This is a genomic window from Micromonospora sp. PTRAS2 (assembly GCF_054052245.1).
Genome location: NZ_JBSWBU010000005.1, coordinates 156,643 through 176,474, shown reverse-complemented (window position 1 = coordinate 176,474; position 19,832 = coordinate 156,643). Strand labels below are relative to the sequence as shown.

Genomic DNA, 19,832 nt, shown 5'->3' with positions numbered 1-19,832 from the left:
GGGCCGTTAACTCTGCCGGCTTAGCGTCACGAACCGTCCGCCGGCCGGCACCGTCCCCGGCCGGGAGATCAACCGACCTTGGGAGCACCAGTTGAGCGAGTTGAATGGGTCCTCCATTCTGATCACCGGGGGCACCGGGTCCTTCGGCCGCACCTTCCTGCGGCACGTCCTGGCCGAGGCCGACCCGGCCCGGGTGGTGGTGTTCTCCCGCGACGAGCTCAAGCAGTACGAGCTGCGCCAGCAGCTCGGCGACGACCCCCGGCTGCGCTGGTTCATCGGCGACATCCGGGACCGCCACCGGCTCACCCGGGCCATGCACGGCGTCGACCACGTCGTGCACGCCGCCGCGCTCAAGCAGGTGGACACCGCCGAGTACAACCCGTCGGAGTTCATCGCCACCAACATCACCGGCTCGCAGCACGTCGTCGACGCGGCCATCGAGGCCGGGGTGAAGAAGGTCATCGCGCTCTCCACCGACAAGGCGTCCAGCCCGATCAACCTGTACGGGGCGACGAAGCTGGTCGGCGACAAGCTGTTCGTCTCGGCGAACCACTACGCCGCCCACCACCCGACCCGGTTCGCCGTGGTGCGCTACGGCAACGTGGTGGGCAGCCGGGGCTCGGTGGTGCCGCTGTTCCGCCGGCTCGCCGCCGAGGGCAAGAGCCTGCCCGTCACCGACAAGCGGATGACCCGGTTCTGGATCACCCTGGACCAGGCCGTGCAGTTCGTCATGGACTCGTTCGACCAGATGCAGGGCGGCGAGCTGTTCGTGCCGCGCATCCCGAGCATGCGCATCCTCGACCTGGTGGAGGCCGTCGCCCCGGACGCCACCACCCACGAGATCGGCATCCGGCCCGGCGAGAAGCTGCACGAGGAGATGATCGCCCCGGACGACAGCCGGCGGACCCTGCGCACCCCCGACCGGTTCATCGTGCAGCCGACCATCGCCACCTGGGGCTACCAGCCGCCCGCGCACTGCGAGCCGGTGCCGGACGGGTTCGCCTACCAGTCGGACAGCAACGACGAGTGGCTCGGCGTGGAGCAGCTGCGCGGCATGCTCGGCATCGCCGCGTGATGGCGATGCTCCCGTACGGGCGGCAGTCCGTCACCGACGACGACGTCGCCGCCGTGGTCGCCGTGCTGCGCAGCGACTGGCTCACCACCGGCCCGCAGGTCGACGCGTTCGAGGCGGACCTGGCCGGCTGGACCGGCGGGGTCGGCTGCGCGGCCGTGTCCAACGGCACGGCCGCCCTGCACGTGGCGTACGCGGCGGCCGGCGTCGGCCCCGGCGACGAGGTGGTCGTGTCGCCGATGACGTTCGCGGCCACCGCCAGCACCGCCGTCGCGCTCGGCGCGCGGGTCGTCTTCGCCGACGTCGAGCCGGAGACGTACACCCTGGACCCGGCGGCGGTCGGCGCGGCGCTGACCGGCCGGACGAAGGTGGTGGCGGCGGTCGACTACGCCGGCCACCCCGCCGACTACGACGCGCTGCGCGCGGTGCTCGGCGGCGGCGACCCGCTGCTGCTCGCCGACGCCGCCCACTCGATCGGCGCGGCCTACCACGGCCGGCCGGTCGGGTCGCTCGCCGACCTGACCACGTTCTCGTTCTTCCCGACGAAGAACCTCACCACCGCCGAGGGCGGCGCGGTCGCCGCCGTCAGTCCGGCCCTGCTGGAGCGGGCCCGCCGGTTCCGCAACCACGGCCTCGTGCGGGACCGCAGCGCGCAGCGCTGGCCGGACGAGGGCGGCTGGCACCAGGAGATCCACGAGTTCGGGCTCAACTACCGGCTGCCGGACGTGCTCTGCGCGCTGGGCCGCAGCCAGCTGCGCCGGCTGCCCCGGTTCCTGGCCCGCCGCGCCGAGCTGGTCGCCCGCTACGACGAGGCCCTGGCCGACCTGCCCGGCGTGTCGGTGCCCGGCCGGCGGTCGTGGGCCGAGCCGGCCTGGCACCTGTACCCGATCCGGGTGCACGAGGGCCGCCGCCGCGCCGTCTACGACGCGATGCGGGCCGCCGGGATCGGCGTGCAGGTCAACTACGTCCCCGTGCACTGGCATCCGGCGTTCGCGGAGCTGGGCTACCGGCGCGGCTCCTGCCCGGTGGCCGAGGGGTTCTACGCCGAGCAGCTCTCCCTGCCGCTGTTCCCCGACCTCACCGACGCCGACCAGGACCGCGTCGTCGACGCCCTGGCCGCCGCCCTGCACGCCGCCCCGGCGCGCGCCGCCGCCTGAGGGGACCGGGATGCACCACGCGAACCACTTCTACGGCCACGCGCACGTGCTGGCCCGCTACTGCGGCCTGGGCGACGGGCACCCGCCCCGGATCAACGGGTACGTCCAGCACGGCTGGAACATCGGCGACGGCCTCGCCCCCGGCCACCCGTACGTCGAGGGCACACCGAGCCTGCTGTGGTCGGAGCAGACCCGGCGGCGGGCCTGGTCGGTGGGGCGGCGCAACGTCGTGGTGACCGGCGCGCCGTTCGCGTACCTGCTGGCGTTGCGCGCCGACGACCCGCCCCAGGCGCAGCGGGAGGGCACCATCTGGTATCCGTTCCACGGCTGGGAGGGCCAGCACGTGCGCGGCGACCACCGGGAGCTGATCGCCCGCATCCGCGCCACCGAGCCGGGCCCGGTCACCGTGTGCCTCTACTGGCACGAGTACGGCATGCGCCGGGTCCGCCGCCTCTACGAGCAGGCCGGGTTCCGGGTGATCTGCCACGGCTACCGGGGGCACTGGTGGAAGGACACGGACCCGCTCTTCCTCGACAAGCAGCTCACCGAGCTGCGCCGGCACCGCCGGGTGGCGTCCAACCGGCTGACCAGCGCCATCTTCTACGGCATCGCGGCCGGTTGCGAGCCCGCCGTCTACGGCGACCCGATGATCCTCGCCGACGAGGACCCGACGTTCGGCGGCACCGCCCGCATCCGCCGGCAGTGGCCGGACCTGCACGGCGAGTCGGTGCACCTGCCGACGGCGGTCGAGATCGCCCGCGCCGAACTGGGCACCGACCACCGCTGCACGCCGGCCGAGCTGCGGGAGCTGCTGGGTTGGGCGACCCTCCAGGAGGAACACGTTGACCACTGACACCTCGACCCGCATCGCCCTGCCCGGCGGGGAGATGCTGGCCTGGTCGGACCTGACCGGCCGGCGGCTGCCCGGCGGCGGGCCCCTCGCGGCGCTCGCCGCCCGGGTCACCCCGGCCGGTGCGCGGGTGCTGCTGGCCGGGCCGCACGACCCCGAGCTGGTCGACCGGCTGGCCCACGCCGACGTCACCTGCCTGCTGCGCAGCTGGCCGGACGGGTCGGCGCTGGCCGAGGACCGGCCCGTGCGGGTGGTCGTCGGCGGCCCCGGCGGGCTGCCGGCCGACGAGACGTTCGACGTGGTGATCGCCGCGGCAGGGCTGGACGCGGTGGAGTCGGTGGAGGGGACCCCGGTCGGCTGGGACGGGCTGCTGCGCCGGCTCGCCGCCGTGCTCGCCCCCGGCGGGACCCTGCTGCTGCGGCTGGACAACCCGGTGGGGCTGACCCGGATGGTCGACACCGCGCCCTGGTACGCCGGCCGCGACGACGCCGACTGGGCGGTCGGCGGGGCGCTGGACGCCGGCCGTCCCGTCAACCTGGAGCAGGCGCGGGAGCGGCTGGCCGGGGCGGGGCTGCGCCCCGGCGGCTGCTTCGCCGCGTACCCCGAACCGGCCGCGCCGACCGCGCTGGTCGACGCCGGCGCGCTGGCCGCGCGCCCCGGCAGCGGGTTGTTGGACGCGGTGCTGCACGGCGCGTGCGCGCCGGGCCACGGCGACCGTCCCGTGCTCCAGGACCCGGCCCGGCTGGCGGTCGACGCGCTGCACGCGGGGCTGGGCGCCGCGCTCGCCCCGGGCTGGCTGGTGCTGGCCCACCGCGCGGCCCCGGCCGTCCCCGCGGCGGGCGACCCGCCGAACCCGGCCGGCGCAGCCCCGCCCGCGCCGACCGCAGAGGCCGGACCCGGCGGGCTGCCGGTGCTGTGGGTGCAGACCGGGCCGCCCGGGATCGGCGTGGTGGAGGTGACGGCGGCGGCGGACGGCTGGCGGTGGCGGGTGCCCGGCCCGGTCGCGGCGGCCACCGACGCCCCGTTCGCCACCCGCGCGGCGGCCTGGCGGGACCCGGCCGTGCTCACTGGTGCGGTGCCCGAGGGCCGGCTGCTGCGCACCGTCCTGCTCGACGCCTGCCTGCGCCGCGACCTGGCCGCCCTGCGCCGGCTGCTGCGCGGGTACGCGGCCTGGCTCGACGCGCACGCCGACGACGCCGGCCGGCTCACCGGCGCGACGGCCCTGGCCAGCCTCGACAACGTGGTGCTCGCCGACGGCGGGGCCTGCACGGCCCGGGACGCCACCGGTGCTGCCCCGGCGTTCGCGGTGCTCGACCCGAGCTGGCGGGCCAGCGACCCGTGGCCGGTGGACGTGACGCTGGCCCGGGGCCTGTGGCGGTTCGCCGCCGCCCTGGCCACCGGCGGGTACGCCCACCCCTGGTCGTCCACCCTCGACGTGGCCGGGCTGACCGTGGTGCTGGCCGGCACCGCCGGACGCGACCTGGACCGGGCGACGGTGACGGCCGCCGTCGACGCGGAGGTCGCGGTCACCGCGGCGCTGCGCGGGTTGGACAACGCCGACCGCGTCGCCCTCGCCGACGAGCTGCGCGCGGTGGAGCCCACCGCGCCCCCGACCGGCCTGGACAGCCACCAGCAGCTCCGCGAGGCGTGGCTGCGGCAGAAGGCGGAGCTGACCCGGGTGACGGCCCTGCTGCGCTGGACGGAGGAGCTGCTCACCTCCCGGGAGCGGGCGCTGCGCCGGGCCGAGGCGACCATCAACCTGCTCAGCGGCTCGCTCAGCTACCGGGTCGGCCGGCTGGCGATCACCCCGGCCCGGCTGGCCAAGCGGGGCGCCCGCGCGGCGAAGCGGCGGGCCAAGGACGCGCTCGCGCCCCGGCGCGACGAACAGGAGCAGCAGTGACGCGGATCGTGGGGATCGTGCAGGCCCGGATGGGCTCGTCGCGGCTGCCCGGCAAGGTGCTGCGGCCACTGGCCGGGCGCTCGGTGCTCGGCCGGGTGGTCCGGGCCGCCGCCGACGGCGGGGTGCTCGCCGACCTGGTGGTCGCCACCAGCACGGAGGCCGCCGACGACGCGGTGGTCGCCGAGTGCGCCCGGCTCGGCGTGGCCTGCCACCGGGGGCCCGTCGACGACGTGCTCGACCGGTTCGTGGGCGCGCTCGACGCGCACCCCGGCGACGCGGTCATGCGGTTCACCGCCGACTGCCCGCTGCTCGACCCGGACATCGTCCGGCTGGTCGCCGACGTGTACCGGGCCGTGCCGGGGCTGGACTACGCGAGCACGTCGATCGCGCGTACGCTGCCGCGCGGGCTGGACGTGGAGATCATCCGGGCGGACACGCTGCGTACGCTGCACCGCATCGCCACCGACCACCACCGGGTGCACGTAACCTCGTACGCGTACACCCATCCGGAGCTGTTCCGGGTGCTCGGGGTGACGCTCACCCCCGACCGGTCGGCCCTGCGGCTCACCCTCGACACCGAGCAGGACTGGGCGCTGGTGCGGGCGGTGACCGACCACTTCGGCGACGTCAGCGTCCCGCTGGCGAAGCTCGCCGACTGGCTGGCGGGCCAGCCGGCCCTGCGCGCCCTGAACGCCTCGGTGCGGCAGAAGCGGCTGGAGGAGTCCTGAGCACCGTACGCGTCGGGGTGCGCTGCGACGCCGGGCCCACCCGGGGGGTGGGGCACCTGGTGCGCTGCCTCGCCCTGGCCGAGGAGTTCCTCGCCCGGGGCCACCGCGTCGAGTTCTTCGGCACCGTCGAGGGGGTCGGCTGGGCGGGCCGGCAGCTCGCCGACCGGGGCATCCCGCTGCACCCCGGGCCGCAGCGCCCCGCCGACCTCGTGGCGACGGCCCGCCGGCACGGCCTCGACGTGGTGGTGCTCGACTCGTACGAGCTGGACCCGGCCGGGGCGGGGGCGCTGCGCGCGGCGGGGGTGGTGACCCTCGCCGTCGTCGACGGCGACACCCGGGGGCAGGACGCCGACGTCTACCTGGACCAGAACCTGGGCGCGGCGCACGGGCCGCTGCCCGGCAGGCTGCTCGCCGGGACGGCGTACCCGCTGCTGCGCGACGCGGTGGTGGCCGCCCGGCCGGCGGCGCCCCGCCCCGCGACGCCGGCGGCCCGGCCCCGGGTGCTCGCCTTCTTCGGCGGCACCGACGCGTTCGGGGCCGCCCCCGTGCTGGCCCGGGTGCTGTTGGCCACCGGGCATCCGATGGACCTGACCGTGGTCGTCGGCCGCGCCGACGTCGAGGCGGAACTGGCGGCGCTGGCCCCCGGCCGGGGTCAGGCCGTGCGGCCCGTGCCGCCGACCGACGACCTGCCCGCCCTGGTCACCGCCGCCGACCTGGTGGTCAGTGCCGCCGGCACGTCCACCTGGGAGCTGTGCTGCCTCGGCGCGCCGGCCGCGCTGGTGTGCGTGGTGGACAACCAGCGCGAGTCGTACGGCCGGGTGGTGGACGCGGGGCTCGTGGCCGGCCTCGGCGAGCTGCCCGCGCTGGCCGCCGACGGGCTGCCCGGCCGGACGGCCCGCGCCGGGGCCGCGCGGACGCTGCGCGCCCTGCTCGACTCCCCCGAGCGCCGGGCCGCCCTGGCCGCCCGCGCCTGGGCCACGGTCGACGGGCGCGGCCGGGCCCGGGTCGCCGACGCGGTGCTCGCCCTCGTCGGCACGCCCACCCGCGGCTAGGGGACCGCCCCGCGCCGCCGCCTGCCGGGCAGCCGCTCCAGCTCAGGGCAGCCGCTCCACGCTGACCCGGGCGCGCAGCTCGGGGCGGGCGGCGAGCAGGTCCTCGACGACCCTGGCCGCCGCCGCGTCGGCGGCCAGGAAGCGGATCGGCCCCGGCACCGCCGCCACCACGGCGGCGCTGCGGGCCGGCTCGGCCAGCGGCAGCCGGTACACCGCCGGCCCCGACGCGCCGGCGGTGCCCTGGAGGGTGGAGACGAACAGGGTGACCAGGTAGCCCTCGCGGCGGCGGTCACTCACCACCACCGTCACGGTGCCCGGCGCGGCCGGCGGCCGGGCCAGCGCGCGGACCGTCAGCGCCGCCGGGCCCGGGCGGGCCAGCGACCCCGACCACCAGGCCGCCGCCCAGGTGGTGACCCGGTCGCCGAACGGCTGGGCGAAGAGCCCGGTGCCGCGCGGCAACCCGGCCGCCCCGACGCAAGCCAGCACCACCGCGACCGCCACCGCCCACCGCGCGCCGGCCCGCTGTCCTTCGGCCCGCCGGCCCGCTCCGCCGCCGGCCCGGGCGCCGGGCACGGTCCGCCCCGGTGCCGGCAGCAGCAGGGCCAGCGCGCCCGCGCCGACGAGCAGCACCGCCAGCAGCAGGTGCAGCGTCTTGCCGTAGTAGTAGCGTGGGTCGGTGCCCAGCGCCCGGAAGTAGAGCAGGAACCCGGCCGCGAACACGCTCGCCGCGGCGAGCGCGTTCGCGTAGCGCCGCCACACCGGCAGCCGCCGGCCGGCGACCAGGCCCGCGCCGACCAGGCCCGCGAGGGCCAGGAACGCGTCGTAGCGGGGGAACACGCCGCCGCCGGTGGCCACGTTGTCGACCTGGTCGGTGCGCAGCAGGCCGGCGACGGCCGGCAGCGGCGTCAGCACCGCCGCCACCAGCGCCACCACCGCCAACGGCCGCGGCCGGCGACGCAGCCGCCGACGGTCCCGGACCAGCCACGCCGCCACCAGCGCCGCGACCACCGGCAGGAACATCAGGTACGCGAAGCCGACCGTCACGCACAGCGCGCCGACCACGGCCACCTGGGTGCCGGTGCGGGCCACCGGACGGCAGGTCACCGCCACCAGCAGCACCGTCGCCGCCAGCCCGAGGCTCTCGCCCGGGTAGCCGTAGACGACGAAGCGGGCCAGCTCGGAGCCGAGGCAGGCGGCCGTGACCGCGCCGGTCAGCGCGAGGGCGCGGGGCAGGTCGAGCCACGGGCCGGCGAGCCGCTGCGCCGCCCACGTCACGGCGAGCACCAGCAGCCCCCACGCCCCGACCGACCAGCCGAGGTAGTGGTCGAGGGCGTCGGCAGGCCCGGCGGGGGCCGTCGAGGACCGCAGGAACGTGTCCAGCAGCGCGGCGGTGAGGTGGAAGCCCTGCGGATACCAGACCATCGGCTCCGGGGCGATCCGCGCCGCCGCCTGCGGGTCGGTGAACAGGTAGCCGCCGACGGCCCGGATGCCCTCCACCGTGGCCAGGTGCCGGCTGTTGTCCTCGCCGGTCATCGCGTACGCGAGGCGGCCGGCGAGGTCACCGGCGCGCAGGTACGGCCACGCCATGGCGACGGCGGCCAGCAGCGCCGCCCCCACCGGCGGCAGGTCGGCGGCGACCGGACGGGGCAGCCTCGGCCGGCGACCGGTGGCCGCCGCGATCCCCAGCAGGCCCGTCAACGCGGTCCCCGCCACCGGCACCGGGTGCAGCCCCCACGGCCAGGCCGAGAAGAGCAGCCCGGCGGCACACGTCGCGCCGGCCAGCAGGGCGCCGGCCAACACCAGCCGGTCCAGCAGGGTCCGGCCGCCGCGCAGCAGCCCGGCCGTCAGGCCGAGCAGCACCAGCGGCAGCAGCCCGGCCAGCCCCGCCGCGTACGCCAGCAGGGGCCCGACCCACGCGGCGACGAGCCAGCCGACCAGCCGGCGGGCGTGGCGGGCCGGGTGGCCCGGCGGCGGCTGCGGCGGACCGGCCGGCGCGACGACGGTGGCGGACTGGCTCTGCACCCGGTCACGCTAGGCCCGGCCCGGCGACGGGCGGCGACGTCCACGTGTGCGGCAGGTGACCGGCGGGTGACGGACCGGACCACGCTCGCACACGCGTACGAAAGGCCAGGTAGGCTGCAGGGCATGTCCGGTGCCGCCTACCAGCCGTCGATGCTCGACCTCGCCGCCGACGGGCCGTCGCCGGGCCCGCTCGCCGGGCTGCGCCGGCACCCGCTGACCCAGGGCGCCTGGGTCGACCACCTGCCCGGCTGGGTGCGCGGCTCCGACGCGGTCCTCGACGTGCTGCTCGCCGACGTGCCCTGGCGGGCCGAGCGCCGCACGATGTACGACGCGCGGGTCGACGTCCCCCGGCTGCTCTGCTGGTATTCCGGCCACCGGGAGCTGCCCCACCCGGTGCTCACCCGGGCGCGGGCGGCGCTGACCGCCCACTACGCCCCCGAGCTGGGCGAGCCGTTCGTCACCGCCGGCATGTGCCTCTACCGCGACGGGCGCGACAGCGTCGCCTGGCACGGCGACACCCTGGGCCGCTCCGCGCACACCGACACCATGGTCGCCATCGTCTCGTTCGGCGCGCCCCGGCCGCTGCTGCTGCGCCCGCGCGGCGGCGGCCCCGGCCTGCGCTTCCCCCTCGGCCACGGCGACCTCGTGGTGATGGGCGGTTCCTGCCAACGCACCTGGGAGCACGCGATCCCGAAGACCGCGCGCCCGGTCGGCCCCCGGGTCAGCGTCCAGTTCCGCCCCGCCGGGGTCGCCTGAGCGCCGAGCCCGGCTCCTCTGCTAGAAACGACTTCCAGGGTCTCCGCCCCGCACCGCCGTCGACGCGAAAGGGCACCGCGATGACCGAGACCCCCACCGAACCGCGCTCCCGCTGGTCCCCCTGGTCCCTGCACGGCGACGGCCGCTCCGTCACCCCCGGCGACGTCGTCCACCCCGGCGAACGGCTCTCCTGGCCGCGCACCCTCGGCATCGGCGTGCAGCACGTCGTGGCCATGTTCGGCGCCACCTTCACCGTGCCGCTGATCACCGGCTTCCCGCCGGCCACCACGCTGTTCTTCTCCGGCGTCGGCACCCTGCTCTTCCTGCTGATCACCGGCAACCGGCTGCCGTCGTACCTCGGGTCGTCGTTCGCGTTCATCGCCCCCGTGCTGGCCGCGAAAGCCGGCGGCGACATCGGCCCCGCGCTCGGCGGCATCGTCGTGGCCGGCGCCGCCCTGGCCGCCGTCGGCCTCGTCGTCCAGCTCGCCGGGACGCGCTGGATCGACGCGCTGATGCCACCCGTGGTCACCGGCGCCATCGTGGCGCTGATCGGGCTCAACCTCGCCCCCGTCGCCTGGGACGGCGGCGGCAGCGGCACCGGCGTCAAGGCCCAGCCGCTGATCGCCGTGGTCACCCTGGTCGCGATCCTGCTCGCCACCGTCGCGTTCCGGGGCTTCGCGGCCCGGCTGTCCATCCTGCTCGGCGTCGTCGCCGGCTGGCTGTTCGCCGCCGCCCTCGGCGGCCTCGACCCGAAGGCCGTCGACGGGCTGCGCGAGGCGGCGTGGGTCGGCCTGCCCGAGTTCCACGCGCCCAGCTTCAGCCTGCGCGCGACCGTGCTGGTGATCCCCGTGATCCTCGTGCTGATCGCCGAGAACGCCGGGCACGTCAAGGCCGTCGCCGCGATGACCGGCCGCAACCTCGACCGGGACATGGGCCGGGCGTTCCTCGGCGACGGCCTGGCCACCATGCTCGCCGGCGCAGGCGGCGGCTCCGGCACCACCACCTACGCGGAGAACATCGGCGTGATGGCGGCGACCCGCGTCTATTCCACCGCCGCGTACTGGGTGGCCGGGCTGGCCGCCGTGCTCCTCGGGCTCAGCCCCAAGTTCGGCGCGCTGATCCTCACCGTGCCGGCCGGGGTGCTCGGCGGCGCGACCACCGCCCTGTACGGCCTCATCGCCGTCCTCGGCGCCCGGATCTGGATCGAGAACCGGGTCGACTTCCACGACCCGGTCAACCTGATGACCGCCGCCGTCGCCCTGATCGTCGGCGCGGCCAACTACACCCTGACCACCGGCGACCTCTCGTTCAACGGCATCGCCCTCGGCACCGCCGCCGCCCTGGCCACCTACCACGGCATGCGCCTCGTCGCCCGCCTGCGCGCCCCCACCCCGACACGCTGACCGGGGCGGGGGCGCGGACGGCTCAGTCGCGTTCGATCTGGTGACCGACCACCGTGGGGCCCAGCATCACGGCGAAGCCGCTGCCGTCGCGGCGCGGGTCCGCCGGGGGCAGCTCCACGGGGTCGCCGGTCGCCGTCGCGCCGACCGGCCGGGGGCCGACCCACGCCACCACCAGATCCGTCTCGCCCTTGAGGAACCGCTGCGCGCGCACCCCGCCGGTCGCCCGCCCCTTCGCCGGGTACGCCCCGAACGGCGTCACCTTCACCGTCGCCCCGGTGGACGTCACCACCATCGGCTCGCCGTGGGCCGGATCGTCCTCCCGGACCGCGCCGAAGAAGACCACCCGCGCTCCCGCCGGCAGGTTGATGCCGGCCATGCCGCCGCCCTTCGTCCCCTGCGGACGCACCGCCGACGCCGGGAAGCGCAGCAGCGACGCCTCGGAGGAGACGAACGCCAGCGTCTCCGCCCCGTCGGCCAGCCAGGTCGCCCCGACCACCTCGTCGCCCTCGCGCAGCCCGATCACCTCGAACTCGTCGGAGCGGACCGGCCAGTCCGGGGCGCACACCTTCACCACGCCCTGCCGCGTGCCCAGCGCCAGCCCCGGCGAGCCCTCCCCGGTCGCGCCCAACGGCGCCAGCCCCACCACCGACTCCCCCGGCTCCAGCGGCACCAGCTCGGCGGCGGACATGCCGCCGCGCAGCGACACCGTGCCGGCCTGCTCCGGCAGCACCGGCAGCGGCAGAACGTCGATCTTGAACGCCCGGCCGGCGCTGGTCACCAGCAGCACCCGCCCCCGGGCCGTGGAGTGCACCAGCGCGCGTACGGCGTCGTGTTTGACCCGACCGCTGCGCCGACGCCCCTCGGACGCCTCCTCCGACTCGGCCGCGGTGCGGGCGACCAGCCCGGTGGCCGAGAGGATCACCTGGCACGGGTCGTCGGCCACCTCCAGGGGACCCGCCGGCGCGGACGCGGCCAGCACCTCCTTCAGGTCCCCGTCGACCAGGGTGGTGCGCCGCTCGGTGCCGAACTTCTTCACCACGGTGGCCAGCTCGTCGGAGACGACCTTCCGCAGCACCTTCTCGTCGTCGAGGATCGTGGAGAGCTGCGCGATCTCCTTGCGCAACTGCTCCTGCTCGGCCTCCAGCTCGATCCGGTCGAACTTCGTCAACCGGCGCAGCGGGGTGTCCAGAATGTAACTGGCCTGGATGTCCGAGAGCTTGAACTGACGCATCAGGCCGTCCTTGGCGGCCTGCGCGTCGTCGCTGCCCCGGATCAGCCGGACCACCTTGTCGATGTCGAGCAGGGCGATCAGCAGGCCGTCGACCAGGTGCAGCCGCTCCTCCCGCTTACGCCGCCGGTAGGCGCTGCGCCGGGTCACCACGTCGTAGCGGTGCCGCAGGAAGACCTCCAGCAGCGCCTTCAGCCCCAACGTCTGCGGCTGCCCGTCGACCAGGACCAGGTTGTTGACGCCGAACGACTGCTCCAGCGGGGTCAGCCGGTAGAGGTCGGCCAGCAACGCCTGCGGGTTGACCCCCACCTTGCACTCGACGACCAGGCGGGTGCCGTTCTCGCGGTCGGTGAGGTCCTTGACGTCGGCGATGCCCGTGAGCCGCTTGGTCTTGTTGACCTCGTTGGTGATCGCGGCGATGACCTTCTCCGCGCCCACGCCGTACGGCAGCTCGACCACGGTGATCGCCTGCCGGCCCCGGCTGCCCTCCAGCGGGCCGATCTCCACCCGCCCGCGCATCCGCACCACACCGCGCCCCGTCTCGTACGCCCGGCGCACCTCGTCGAGGCCGAGCAGCACCCCGCCGGTGGGCAGGTCGGGGCCGGGGACGAACTCCATCAGCTTGTCCAGGTCGGCGTCCGGGTGGTTGATCAGCCACCGGGCGGCGGAGACGACCTCGGCCAGGTTGTGCGGGATCATGTTGGTCGCCATCCCGACCGCGATCCCGGACGCGCCGTTGACCAGCAGGTTGGGGAACGCCGCCGGCAGCACCGTCGGCTGCGTGAGCGAGCCGTCGTAGTTGGGCTCGACGTCGACCGTGTCCTCGCCCAGCTCGCCGACCAGCAGCATCGCCTCGTGCGACATCCGCGCTTCGGTGTAGCGCGCCGCGGCCGGGCCGTCGTCCGGGCTCCCGAAGTTTCCATGCCCGTCGATGAGCGGGACGTTGAGCGAGAAGTCCTGGGCGAGCCGGACCATCGCGTCGTAGATCGCGGTGTCGCCGTGCGGGTGGTAGCGGCCCATCACGTCGCCGACCACCCGGGCCGACTTCACGTGCGCCCGGTCGGGGCGGTGCCCCGCCTCGTGCATCGAGTAGAGGATGCGCCGGTGCACCGGCTTGAGGCCGTCGCGCGCGTCGGGCAGGGCGCGGGAGTGGATGACCGAGAACGCGTACTCCAGGTAGGAGTCGGAGACCTCGGTGACCAGCGGGTTGTCGAAGACCCGCGCGCCGGCCTGGTCGAAGGCGGCCAGGTCCGCCCGGGGACCGGTGTTCTTACGGCGTGCCATGGTTCAGCTCTCTCCTCGGCGGGCCACGGTCGGGCGGCAGTCTGCCCGGCGGGCCGGGGCGGGGCAGGGGCGGATGGTCGTCATGCGTCGATCGCGTCCCGGTCGACCCGGTCGGCGGACTCGATCAGCCAGTTGCGGCGTGGCTCGACCTTCTCCCCCATCAGCAGCTCCAGGATCCGCTCGGCGGCGTCGACGTCGTCGAGGGTGATCCGGCGCACCGCCCGGGTCGCCGGGTTCATCGTGGTGTCCCACAGCTCGTCGGCGTCCATCTCGCCGAGGCCCTTGAACCGGGGGATCGGGGTGACGATCTGCTTGCCGGCCTTCTCCAGCTTGCGGACCGTCGCCTCCATCTCCGCCTGGGTGTACGTGTAGATCGTCTGCGGGTTGCGCCCCTTGGTGGTGATCTTGTGCAGGGGCGGCATCGCGGCGTAGAGCCGGCCGGCCTCGATCAGCGGGCGCATGTACCGGGCGAACAGGGTGATCAGCAGGGTGCGGATGTGCGCACCGTCCACGTCTGCGTCGGCCATGATCAGCACCCGGCCGTACCGCATGGACGACAGGTCGAAGGTGCGGCCGGAGCCGGCGCCGAGCACCTGGACGATCGCGGCGCACTCGGCGTTGTCCAGCACCTGCTGGAGGTTGGCCTTCTGCACGTTGAGGATCTTGCCGCGGATCGGCAGAAGCGCCTGATATTCGGCAGATCGGGCAAGTCGCCCTGTCCCCAAGGCGCTGTCGCCCTCCACGATAAATAATTCACTTCTATCGATGCCTGCCGCGCGGCAGTCGACCAGCTTCGGCGGCATCGACGCGCCCTCCAGGGCGGTCTTGCGGCGGGCCGCGTCCTTCTGCTGCTTCTGGGTGAGCCGGACCCGGGCCGCGTCGACGATCTTCTGGAGCACCGTGCGGGCCTCGGCCTTGGTGCGGCGGTCCTCCAGCCACGCCTTGACGTGCGCCTCCACCAGGCCCTGGAGCACCTTCGTGATGCCGGCGGTGGACAGCTCGTCCTTGGTCTGCGAGGTGAACTGGGGCTCGGGGATGCGCACGTGCACCACGGCCGTCATGCCCTCCAGGACGTCGTCCAGGGTGGGCGCGTCCTCCTTGGGCCGCAGCAGGCCCCGGGCGGAGCGGGCCGCCTCGGCGAGGGTGCGGGCCAGGGCCCGCTCGAAGCCCTTGCGGTGGGTGCCGCCGTGGGCGTTGCGGATGGTGTTGGTGAAGCACTCGACGGTGCGGTCGTAGCCGGTGCCCCAGCGGAACGCGATCTCGACCTCGGCCCGGCGCTGCACGTTGGACTGCATGACACCGTTGGCGTCGGCGGCGTTCTCCCGGTAGGTGCCCTCGCCGGCGACCAGCAGCGTGCCGGAGACCGGCCGGTCGCCGGCCGGGGCGAGGAACTCGACCATGTCGGTGAGGCCGTTGGGGAAGTGGAAGGTCTCCTCGACCGGCTCCTCGCCGGTCTCGTCGCGCAGCAGGTAGCTCACGCCGGGGACCAGGAACGCGGTGTTGCGCACCTTGAGCCGGACGGCCTCGACGTCGAGCGTGGCACCGGTCTCGAAGTAGCGGGCGTCGTGCCAGTAGCGGATCGAGGTGCCGGTGCGCTGGCCGCGCTTCATCGCGCCGAGGACCTGGAGGCCGGGGCCGGGGGTGAAGGCGGCGTCGGGGCCGGGGCCGGCGAAGACGCCGGGCACGCCGTGCCGGAACGACATGGCGTGCACCTTGCCGCCCCGCCGCACGGTGACGTCGAAGCGCCGGGAGAGGGCGTTGACGGCGGACGCGCCGACGCCGTGCAGGCCGCCGGAGGTCTTGTAGCCGGAGCCGCCGAACTTGCCGCCGGCGTGCAGCCGGGTGAGCACCAGCTCGACGCCGGAGATGCCGGACTTGGCGTGCACGTCGGTGGGGATGCCCCGGCCGTCGTCGTCGACCTGCACCGAGCCGTCGGCGTGCAGGATCACCTCGACGCGCGTGGCGTGACCGGCGACACCCTCGTCGGTGGAGTTGTCGAGGATCTCGTTGACGAGGTGACCCACGCCACGGCTGTCGGTCGAGCCGATGTACATGCCGGGGCGCTTGCGGACGGCGTCCAGCCCCTCGAGGTGCGTCAGGTCGTCGGCCCCGTAGAGCGTCTCAGGCTGTGCGGTCAACTGGTCGTACTCCCAGGTCTCGGCGGTGGTGGTGCCGCTCACCGGCTCGATCACCTCGCGCGGCGCGCCGCAGCGAGCCTAACGGGCAGGTGGGACAGGACGCCGGCACCCCGCACCTCGGGCCGCGCCGCCTGCGGTGCGGGCCGTCCGGCGGCGGGCCCGCGGACTCCCCGACACCCGGGGTCAACGCCGCCGGGTCCGCGGTTCATCCCGCTCCCCGACGGTACGCCGGCCGCCCGCCGGCCCTCGGCCGGCGAACCCCTGATCCGGTCACCGGTCGTTGACGCCCGTCACGCGCCCGTGATGTGATCACCGTCTCGTAGAAACTTTCATATTTCCATGGATGGATGGAGGACGCGCATGTCCGTGTTCCGTCGTACCGCGCTCGCGGCGGTGCTGACCGTCGCGGCGGCGGCGCTGTCGACCGCCGTCGCGCCAGTCGCCCCGGCGGCGGCCGGCCTCCCCACCGCGGCCGTGGCGCTCGGCGACAGCTTCATCAGCGGCGAGGGGGCCGGGTCGTACTCCCCGGTCGTGGACGTCAACGGCGTCAGCCAGGGCTTCCCCGGCTGGGACGCGCCGAACAGCAACGCGTACTTCTGCCACCGCTCGCCCAACGCGTCGCTGTTCCAGGCCGACCTGCCGGGCATCACCGACCGGTTCAACCTGGCCTGCTCGGGCGGCCAGCCGTACGACATCGCCGGGGCCTCGGTCAACCGGGCCAAGGGCCGCTCGGTGGCCTCGCAGCTCGACCAGCTCCGCGCGGTCGCCCAGACCCACGACATCGACCTGGTGCTGGTCGGCCTCGGCTCGAACAACAGCTCGTTCACCTTCGGCAGCGTGGCGGAGAAGTGCGCCAACCGGTTCATCGCCGACGCGTGGACGGGCTGGTGGGAGTTCTGGGCGTACCTGGGCGGGCCGGTGCCGCAGGAGCCGTGCAGCGACGCCGACCTGGCCACCTCGGCGCAGTTCAGCGCGGCCACGGCGGAGACCACGGCCGCCGTACGGCAGCTGCTGGCCACCCTCGACCAGGTCGACGCCGACGGCCAGCACCGGGTCGTGTTCCAGGACTACACCAACCCGCTGCCGTTCGACCTGGCCTCGAACTACTGGGAGGAGGACGGCCGGGAAGACGACCGGGACAAGTTCCGTGACCTGGGCGCGGAGCGGTACGCGGCCGGCTGCCCGATCCACCGCGCGAGCCTCGCGCCGGGGCACCGCTTCTCCACCGGCCTGGGCACGATGGTCCGTTCGGTGCGCGACAGCCTGGCCACCGAGTTCCCGGCCGACGACCTGGTCTACCTGAACGTGCAGCGGGCGTTCGACGGCGCCCGGCTGTGCGAGCAGCCGACCAGCCCGTCGGGGGCGCTCGCCACGCCGATCCGGCTGATGGACGGCCCGAGCGGCAGCTTCGTGACCAGCCTCTCGGGCAAGGACAAGATCGACATTCAGCGGATCGCCAACACCTGCGTCTCGTACTTCCAGACCTGCCAGGAGTCGTGGCACCCGAACGTGGCCGGGCACAAGGCGCTGGGGCGCTGCCTGGCCGGCGCGGCCGTCGCCGCCAACCGGGCCGTCGCCTGCGTCCGCGCGGCCGACGGCACGATCACCGTCAGCTGAGGCGCAAGGAAGGGCCCCTTGTTAACGCATTCTGTTGTACAGGGGGCCCTTCCTAACCGTCGCTAACCACGGCGGGCGGTGCCGAGGACGTGCGGAGAGGGCGGCAGCGGGATCGGGGTGTCGGGGAAGCGGAACCGATGCAGGTCGGTCAGCGTGAAGCCGGCCGCCTCGATCGCGGCGACGGTGTCCCGCCCCGTGTGGCAGCCGCCGCAGACCAGCGGCCAGCAGGTGGCGTCGACGAGGCGCTGCGCCCAGCGCAGGGCGCCGGGCCGCTCGGCGCGTACGTGCTCGAAGAAGCGCAGCTGCCCACCGGGGCGCAGCACCCGGTGGGCCTCGCGCAGCGCGGCGGCCTGGTCCGGCACCGAGCAGAGCACCAGGGAGAACACGACGGCGTCGGCGTGGCCGTCGGCGACGGGCAGCGCCTCGGCCACCCCGGCCGCCACGGTGACCGGCACCGGCGCGGCGGTGGCGGCGTCCCGCGCGGCCCGGCGCAGCAGGGGTTCCGGCTCGACGGCGAGCACGGCGGCGACCGTCGGCGGGTAGTGCGCGAAGGCCCGGCCGTTGCCGGCGCCCACCTCGACCACCCGGCCGCGCAGGCCGGCCGCGAGCCGGCTGCGGTGCGCGCCGACCCCGAGCCGGTCCAGCACGTCGGTGGCCCGCCCGTAGCGCCGGGCGAAGATCGGACGGGAGACCCCGGACATCGCATCCCCCTCTCGCTCGTTCGAGCCTAGCCCGGGTCGCGGGCGGGTCGCTCAGAGCGGCACGGCGGCCGGCGGGGTCGGCCGGGGGCCGAGGGTGAGCAGCAGCGGGCCCGCCGGTCCGTCGACCAGGTCGGCCAGCCGCGTCTCGTCGAGTACGGCGAGGAACGCGGCCTGCGCGCGGCGCAACTGCCCGCGCAGCCGGCAGTCCACCGCCAGCGGGCAGGCCGGCTGCTCGCAGGAGACCACCTCGTCGTCGCCCTCGAAGGCGCGGACGACGGCGCCCACGGTGAGCTGACCGGCCGCCTCGGCGATGGCCACCCCACCCGAGCGGCCCCGGATGGTCACCAGCACCCCGAGGCGTTGCAAGCGCTGGACGACCTTGGCGACGTGGCTGCGGGGCAGCGCGAGCCGCTCGGCGAGCTCGTCCACCGTCGTGCGCGCCGGGGCGACGGCGGCCAGCATGGCGATGCGCAGCGCCATGTCGGTGGACCGGTTGAGCTTCACGCACCGACCCTAGCCAGCGGATCCGTCCTGCGGCACGGGCCGGAAGGCCGGTGCCCGCTGTGATCCGGACGACCCCCGACCCGGGACCTTCGACCCTGAAGAGGAATCTCTGATTCCTGTTTATTGGGCACATCGGGAGCCCGGCGGGACGAAGCCGGCCCAACCGCAGGAGGAAGCGTGCTCACGGAATCTTCGGCAGCAGTGGTACGGGCGACCCTGCCCGCGGTGCAGGCGCACGGCGCGGCGATCACCGGCCGGTTCTACCAGCGGATGTTCGCCGCCCATCCGGAGCTGCTGGACCTGTTCAACCGGGGCAACCAGGCCACCGGGGCGCAGCAGGCCGCGCTGGCCGCCGCCGTCGTCGCGTACGCGGAGCACCTGGTCGGCCTCAGCGACGTGCCGTGGGGGCCGATCCTGGACCGGATCGCGCACAAGCACGCCTCGCTCGGCATCACGCCGGCCCAGTACACCATCGTGGGGCGGCACCTGCTCGCCGCCGTCGGCGAGGTGCTCGGGGACGCGGTCACCCCGGAGGTCGTCGCGGCGTGGGACGAGACGTACTGGCTGCTGGCCTGCGAGCTGGTGGCCCGGGAGGCGCGGCTCTACCAGGGCGCGGGGGTCGCCGAGGGCGGGTCGGTCTGGCGGGCGTGGCGGGTGGTCGAACGGACCCGGGAGACCGCGGACGTGGTCTCCTTCGGCCTGGCGCCGGCCGACGGCGGCGACGTGCCCGGCTTCGTCCCCGGCCAGTACGTCTCCGTCGCGGTCGACCTCGACGGAGACCGGGGTCAGCAGATCCGGCAGTACAGCCTCTCCGGCCGCCCGGGGGCGGCGCGCTGGCGGATCACCGTCAAGCGGGTACGCGGCGTGGCCGGCGCGCCCGACGGGATGGTCTCCACCTTCCTGCACGACCGGGTCGCCGTGGGTGACACGCTGCGGCTGAGCCCACCGTTCGGTGAGGTCAGCGCGGTGGCCGGGGACGGGCCGCTGGTGCTGGTCAGCGCCGGCATCGGGCTCACCCCGGCGATGTCCGCGCTGGAGCACCTGGCGGTCACGGCGCCGCAGCGGCCGGTGACCCTGGTGCACGCCGACCGGGCCGGCACCGCGCACGCGCTGCGCGACGAGCTGCCCCGGCTGCACCACGCCCTGCCCAACCTGCGGACCGCGCTCTGGTACGAGGACCCGGACGGGGCCGACGGCTCCCTCACCGAGCTGCCCGTGCGGGTCACCCCGGGGCGGGTCGACCCGGAGCTGATCCCGCTCGCCGCCGACGCCCACGTGCACCTGTGCGGGCCGCTGCCGTTCATGAACCAGGTCCGGGGCGGCCTGCTGCGCCGGGGCTTCCCGCGTGACCGGATCGCCTACGAGGTGTTCGGCCCCGGCATGCTCCGCGACGCGGACTGACGCTGCGGCCGGGACCGGC

The 19,832-nt window shown here is 75.3% G+C and carries 15 protein-coding genes; 10 read left to right on the top strand and 5 right to left on the bottom strand.

Translation table 11 applies throughout. From position 1 onward, the window contains the following. Nucleotides 1-91: 91 nt before the first annotated feature. Genes pseB through ACVMYR_RS18600 form a run of 6 tightly spaced genes read left to right on the top strand, consistent with a single transcriptional unit; the run spans nucleotide 92 to nucleotide 6,759 of the window. Nucleotides 92-1,075, top strand: coding sequence for a UDP-N-acetylglucosamine 4,6-dehydratase (inverting) (pseB, locus tag ACVMYR_RS18625; protein ID WP_077937064.1), 984 nt, complete (start codon nucleotides 92-94; stop codon nucleotides 1,073-1,075). Then, entirely contained in the window at nucleotides 1,072-2,229 is a 1,158-nt protein-coding gene (locus ACVMYR_RS18620) for a DegT/DnrJ/EryC1/StrS family aminotransferase (protein WP_431896822.1), read from the top strand. Before pseB ends, ACVMYR_RS18620 begins: the two co-directional genes overlap by 4 nt. A 10-nt stretch (nucleotides 2,230-2,239) precedes the next feature. Then, complete coding sequence (locus ACVMYR_RS18615; RefSeq protein WP_077937062.1) at nucleotides 2,240-3,082, top strand: hypothetical protein; 843 nt, start codon at nucleotides 2,240-2,242, stop codon at nucleotides 3,080-3,082. Then, on the top strand, nucleotides 3,072-4,979 hold the full coding sequence (locus ACVMYR_RS18610; protein WP_431896824.1) for a class I SAM-dependent methyltransferase: 1,908 nt from the start codon (nucleotides 3,072-3,074) through the stop codon (nucleotides 4,977-4,979). Before ACVMYR_RS18615 ends, ACVMYR_RS18610 begins: the two co-directional genes overlap by 11 nt. After that, a complete protein-coding gene (locus ACVMYR_RS18605; RefSeq protein ID WP_077937060.1) occupies nucleotides 4,976-5,707 on the top strand; it encodes a cytidylyltransferase domain-containing protein in 732 nt (243 codons plus the stop codon). Before ACVMYR_RS18610 ends, ACVMYR_RS18605 begins: the two co-directional genes overlap by 4 nt. Further along, nucleotides 5,704-6,759 carry a PseG/SpsG family protein gene (locus ACVMYR_RS18600; protein ID WP_457122397.1) on the top strand — a complete coding sequence of 352 codons (1,056 nt, stop codon included), beginning with the start codon at nucleotides 5,704-5,706 and terminating at the stop codon, nucleotides 6,757-6,759. Before ACVMYR_RS18605 ends, ACVMYR_RS18600 begins: the two co-directional genes overlap by 4 nt. Before the next feature lie 42 nt (nucleotides 6,760-6,801). Here ACVMYR_RS18600 and ACVMYR_RS18595 read toward each other — a convergent pair whose 3' ends face one another. Further along, on the bottom strand, nucleotides 6,802-8,781 hold the full coding sequence (locus ACVMYR_RS18595) for a hypothetical protein (RefSeq protein ID WP_457122324.1): 1,980 nt from the start codon (nucleotides 8,779-8,781) through the stop codon (nucleotides 6,802-6,804). A gap of 123 nt (nucleotides 8,782-8,904) precedes the next feature. On the opposite strand from ACVMYR_RS18595, the gene ACVMYR_RS18590 reads away from it, so the two are divergent. Both ACVMYR_RS18590 and ACVMYR_RS18585 read left to right on the top strand, forming a co-directional pair. After that, nucleotides 8,905-9,537: an alpha-ketoglutarate-dependent dioxygenase AlkB gene (locus tag ACVMYR_RS18590; protein ID WP_396788182.1), complete on the top strand. Its 633-nt coding sequence runs from the start codon at nucleotides 8,905-8,907 to the stop codon at nucleotides 9,535-9,537. Between the two features lie 80 nt (nucleotides 9,538-9,617). After that, nucleotides 9,618-10,940 carry a uracil-xanthine permease family protein gene (locus tag ACVMYR_RS18585; RefSeq protein WP_457122323.1) on the top strand — a complete coding sequence of 441 codons (1,323 nt, stop codon included), beginning with the start codon at nucleotides 9,618-9,620 and terminating at the stop codon, nucleotides 10,938-10,940. A gap of 22 nt (nucleotides 10,941-10,962) precedes the next feature. Here ACVMYR_RS18585 and ACVMYR_RS18580 read toward each other — a convergent pair whose 3' ends face one another. Together ACVMYR_RS18580 and ACVMYR_RS18575 are read right to left on the bottom strand one after the other, a co-directional pair. Beyond that, on the bottom strand, nucleotides 10,963-13,452 hold the full coding sequence (locus ACVMYR_RS18580; protein ID WP_396788181.1) for a DNA topoisomerase (ATP-hydrolyzing) subunit A: 2,490 nt from the start codon (nucleotides 13,450-13,452) through the stop codon (nucleotides 10,963-10,965). 80 nt (nucleotides 13,453-13,532) lie between these two features. Then, nucleotides 13,533-15,632 (bottom strand): DNA gyrase/topoisomerase IV subunit B, encoded by a 2,100-nt coding sequence (locus ACVMYR_RS18575; RefSeq protein ID WP_198956506.1) that lies wholly within the window; start codon nucleotides 15,630-15,632, stop codon nucleotides 13,533-13,535. A 318-nt stretch (nucleotides 15,633-15,950) separates the two neighbouring features. Here ACVMYR_RS18575 and ACVMYR_RS18570 point away from each other — a divergent pair, with 318 nt between their 5' ends. Further along, on the top strand, nucleotides 15,951-17,207 hold the full coding sequence (locus tag ACVMYR_RS18570) for an SGNH/GDSL hydrolase family protein (protein ID WP_077937055.1): 1,257 nt from the start codon (nucleotides 15,951-15,953) through the stop codon (nucleotides 17,205-17,207). Nucleotides 17,208-17,269: 62 nt separating this feature from the next. Here ACVMYR_RS18570 and ACVMYR_RS18565 read toward each other — a convergent pair whose 3' ends face one another. Next, the gene (locus ACVMYR_RS18565) at nucleotides 17,270-17,908 is read right to left on the bottom strand and encodes a class I SAM-dependent methyltransferase (RefSeq protein ID WP_077937054.1); all 639 of its coding nucleotides are present in this window, start codon (nucleotides 17,906-17,908) and stop codon (nucleotides 17,270-17,272) included. A 51-nt stretch (nucleotides 17,909-17,959) separates the two neighbouring features. Then, nucleotides 17,960-18,412, bottom strand: coding sequence for an RrF2 family transcriptional regulator (locus ACVMYR_RS18560; RefSeq protein ID WP_077937053.1), 453 nt, complete (start codon nucleotides 18,410-18,412; stop codon nucleotides 17,960-17,962). 177 nt (nucleotides 18,413-18,589) lie between these two features. Between ACVMYR_RS18560 and ACVMYR_RS18555 the strand changes: the two genes are divergently transcribed. Next, nucleotides 18,590-19,813, top strand: coding sequence for a globin domain-containing protein (locus tag ACVMYR_RS18555; protein WP_228986338.1), 1,224 nt, complete (start codon nucleotides 18,590-18,592; stop codon nucleotides 19,811-19,813). Nucleotides 19,814-19,832: the final 19 nt, after the last annotated feature.

Coding starts and splice junctions, on each gene's coding strand:
- ACVMYR_RS18615 (WP_077937062.1), top strand. CDS start 2,240: ATGCACCACGCGAACCACTTCTACGGCCACGCGCACGTGCTGGCCCGC.
- ACVMYR_RS18590 (WP_396788182.1), top strand. CDS start 8,905: ATGTCCGGTGCCGCCTACCAGCCGTCGATGCTCGACCTCGCCGCCGAC.
- ACVMYR_RS18585 (WP_457122323.1), top strand. CDS start 9,618: ATGACCGAGACCCCCACCGAACCGCGCTCCCGCTGGTCCCCCTGGTCC.
- ACVMYR_RS18580 (WP_396788181.1), bottom strand. CDS start 13,452: ATGGCACGCCGTAAGAACACCGGTCCCCGGGCGGACCTGGCCGCCTTC.
- ACVMYR_RS18570 (WP_077937055.1), top strand. CDS start 15,951: ATGTCCGTGTTCCGTCGTACCGCGCTCGCGGCGGTGCTGACCGTCGCG.
- ACVMYR_RS18565 (WP_077937054.1), bottom strand. CDS start 17,908: ATGTCCGGGGTCTCCCGTCCGATCTTCGCCCGGCGCTACGGGCGGGCC.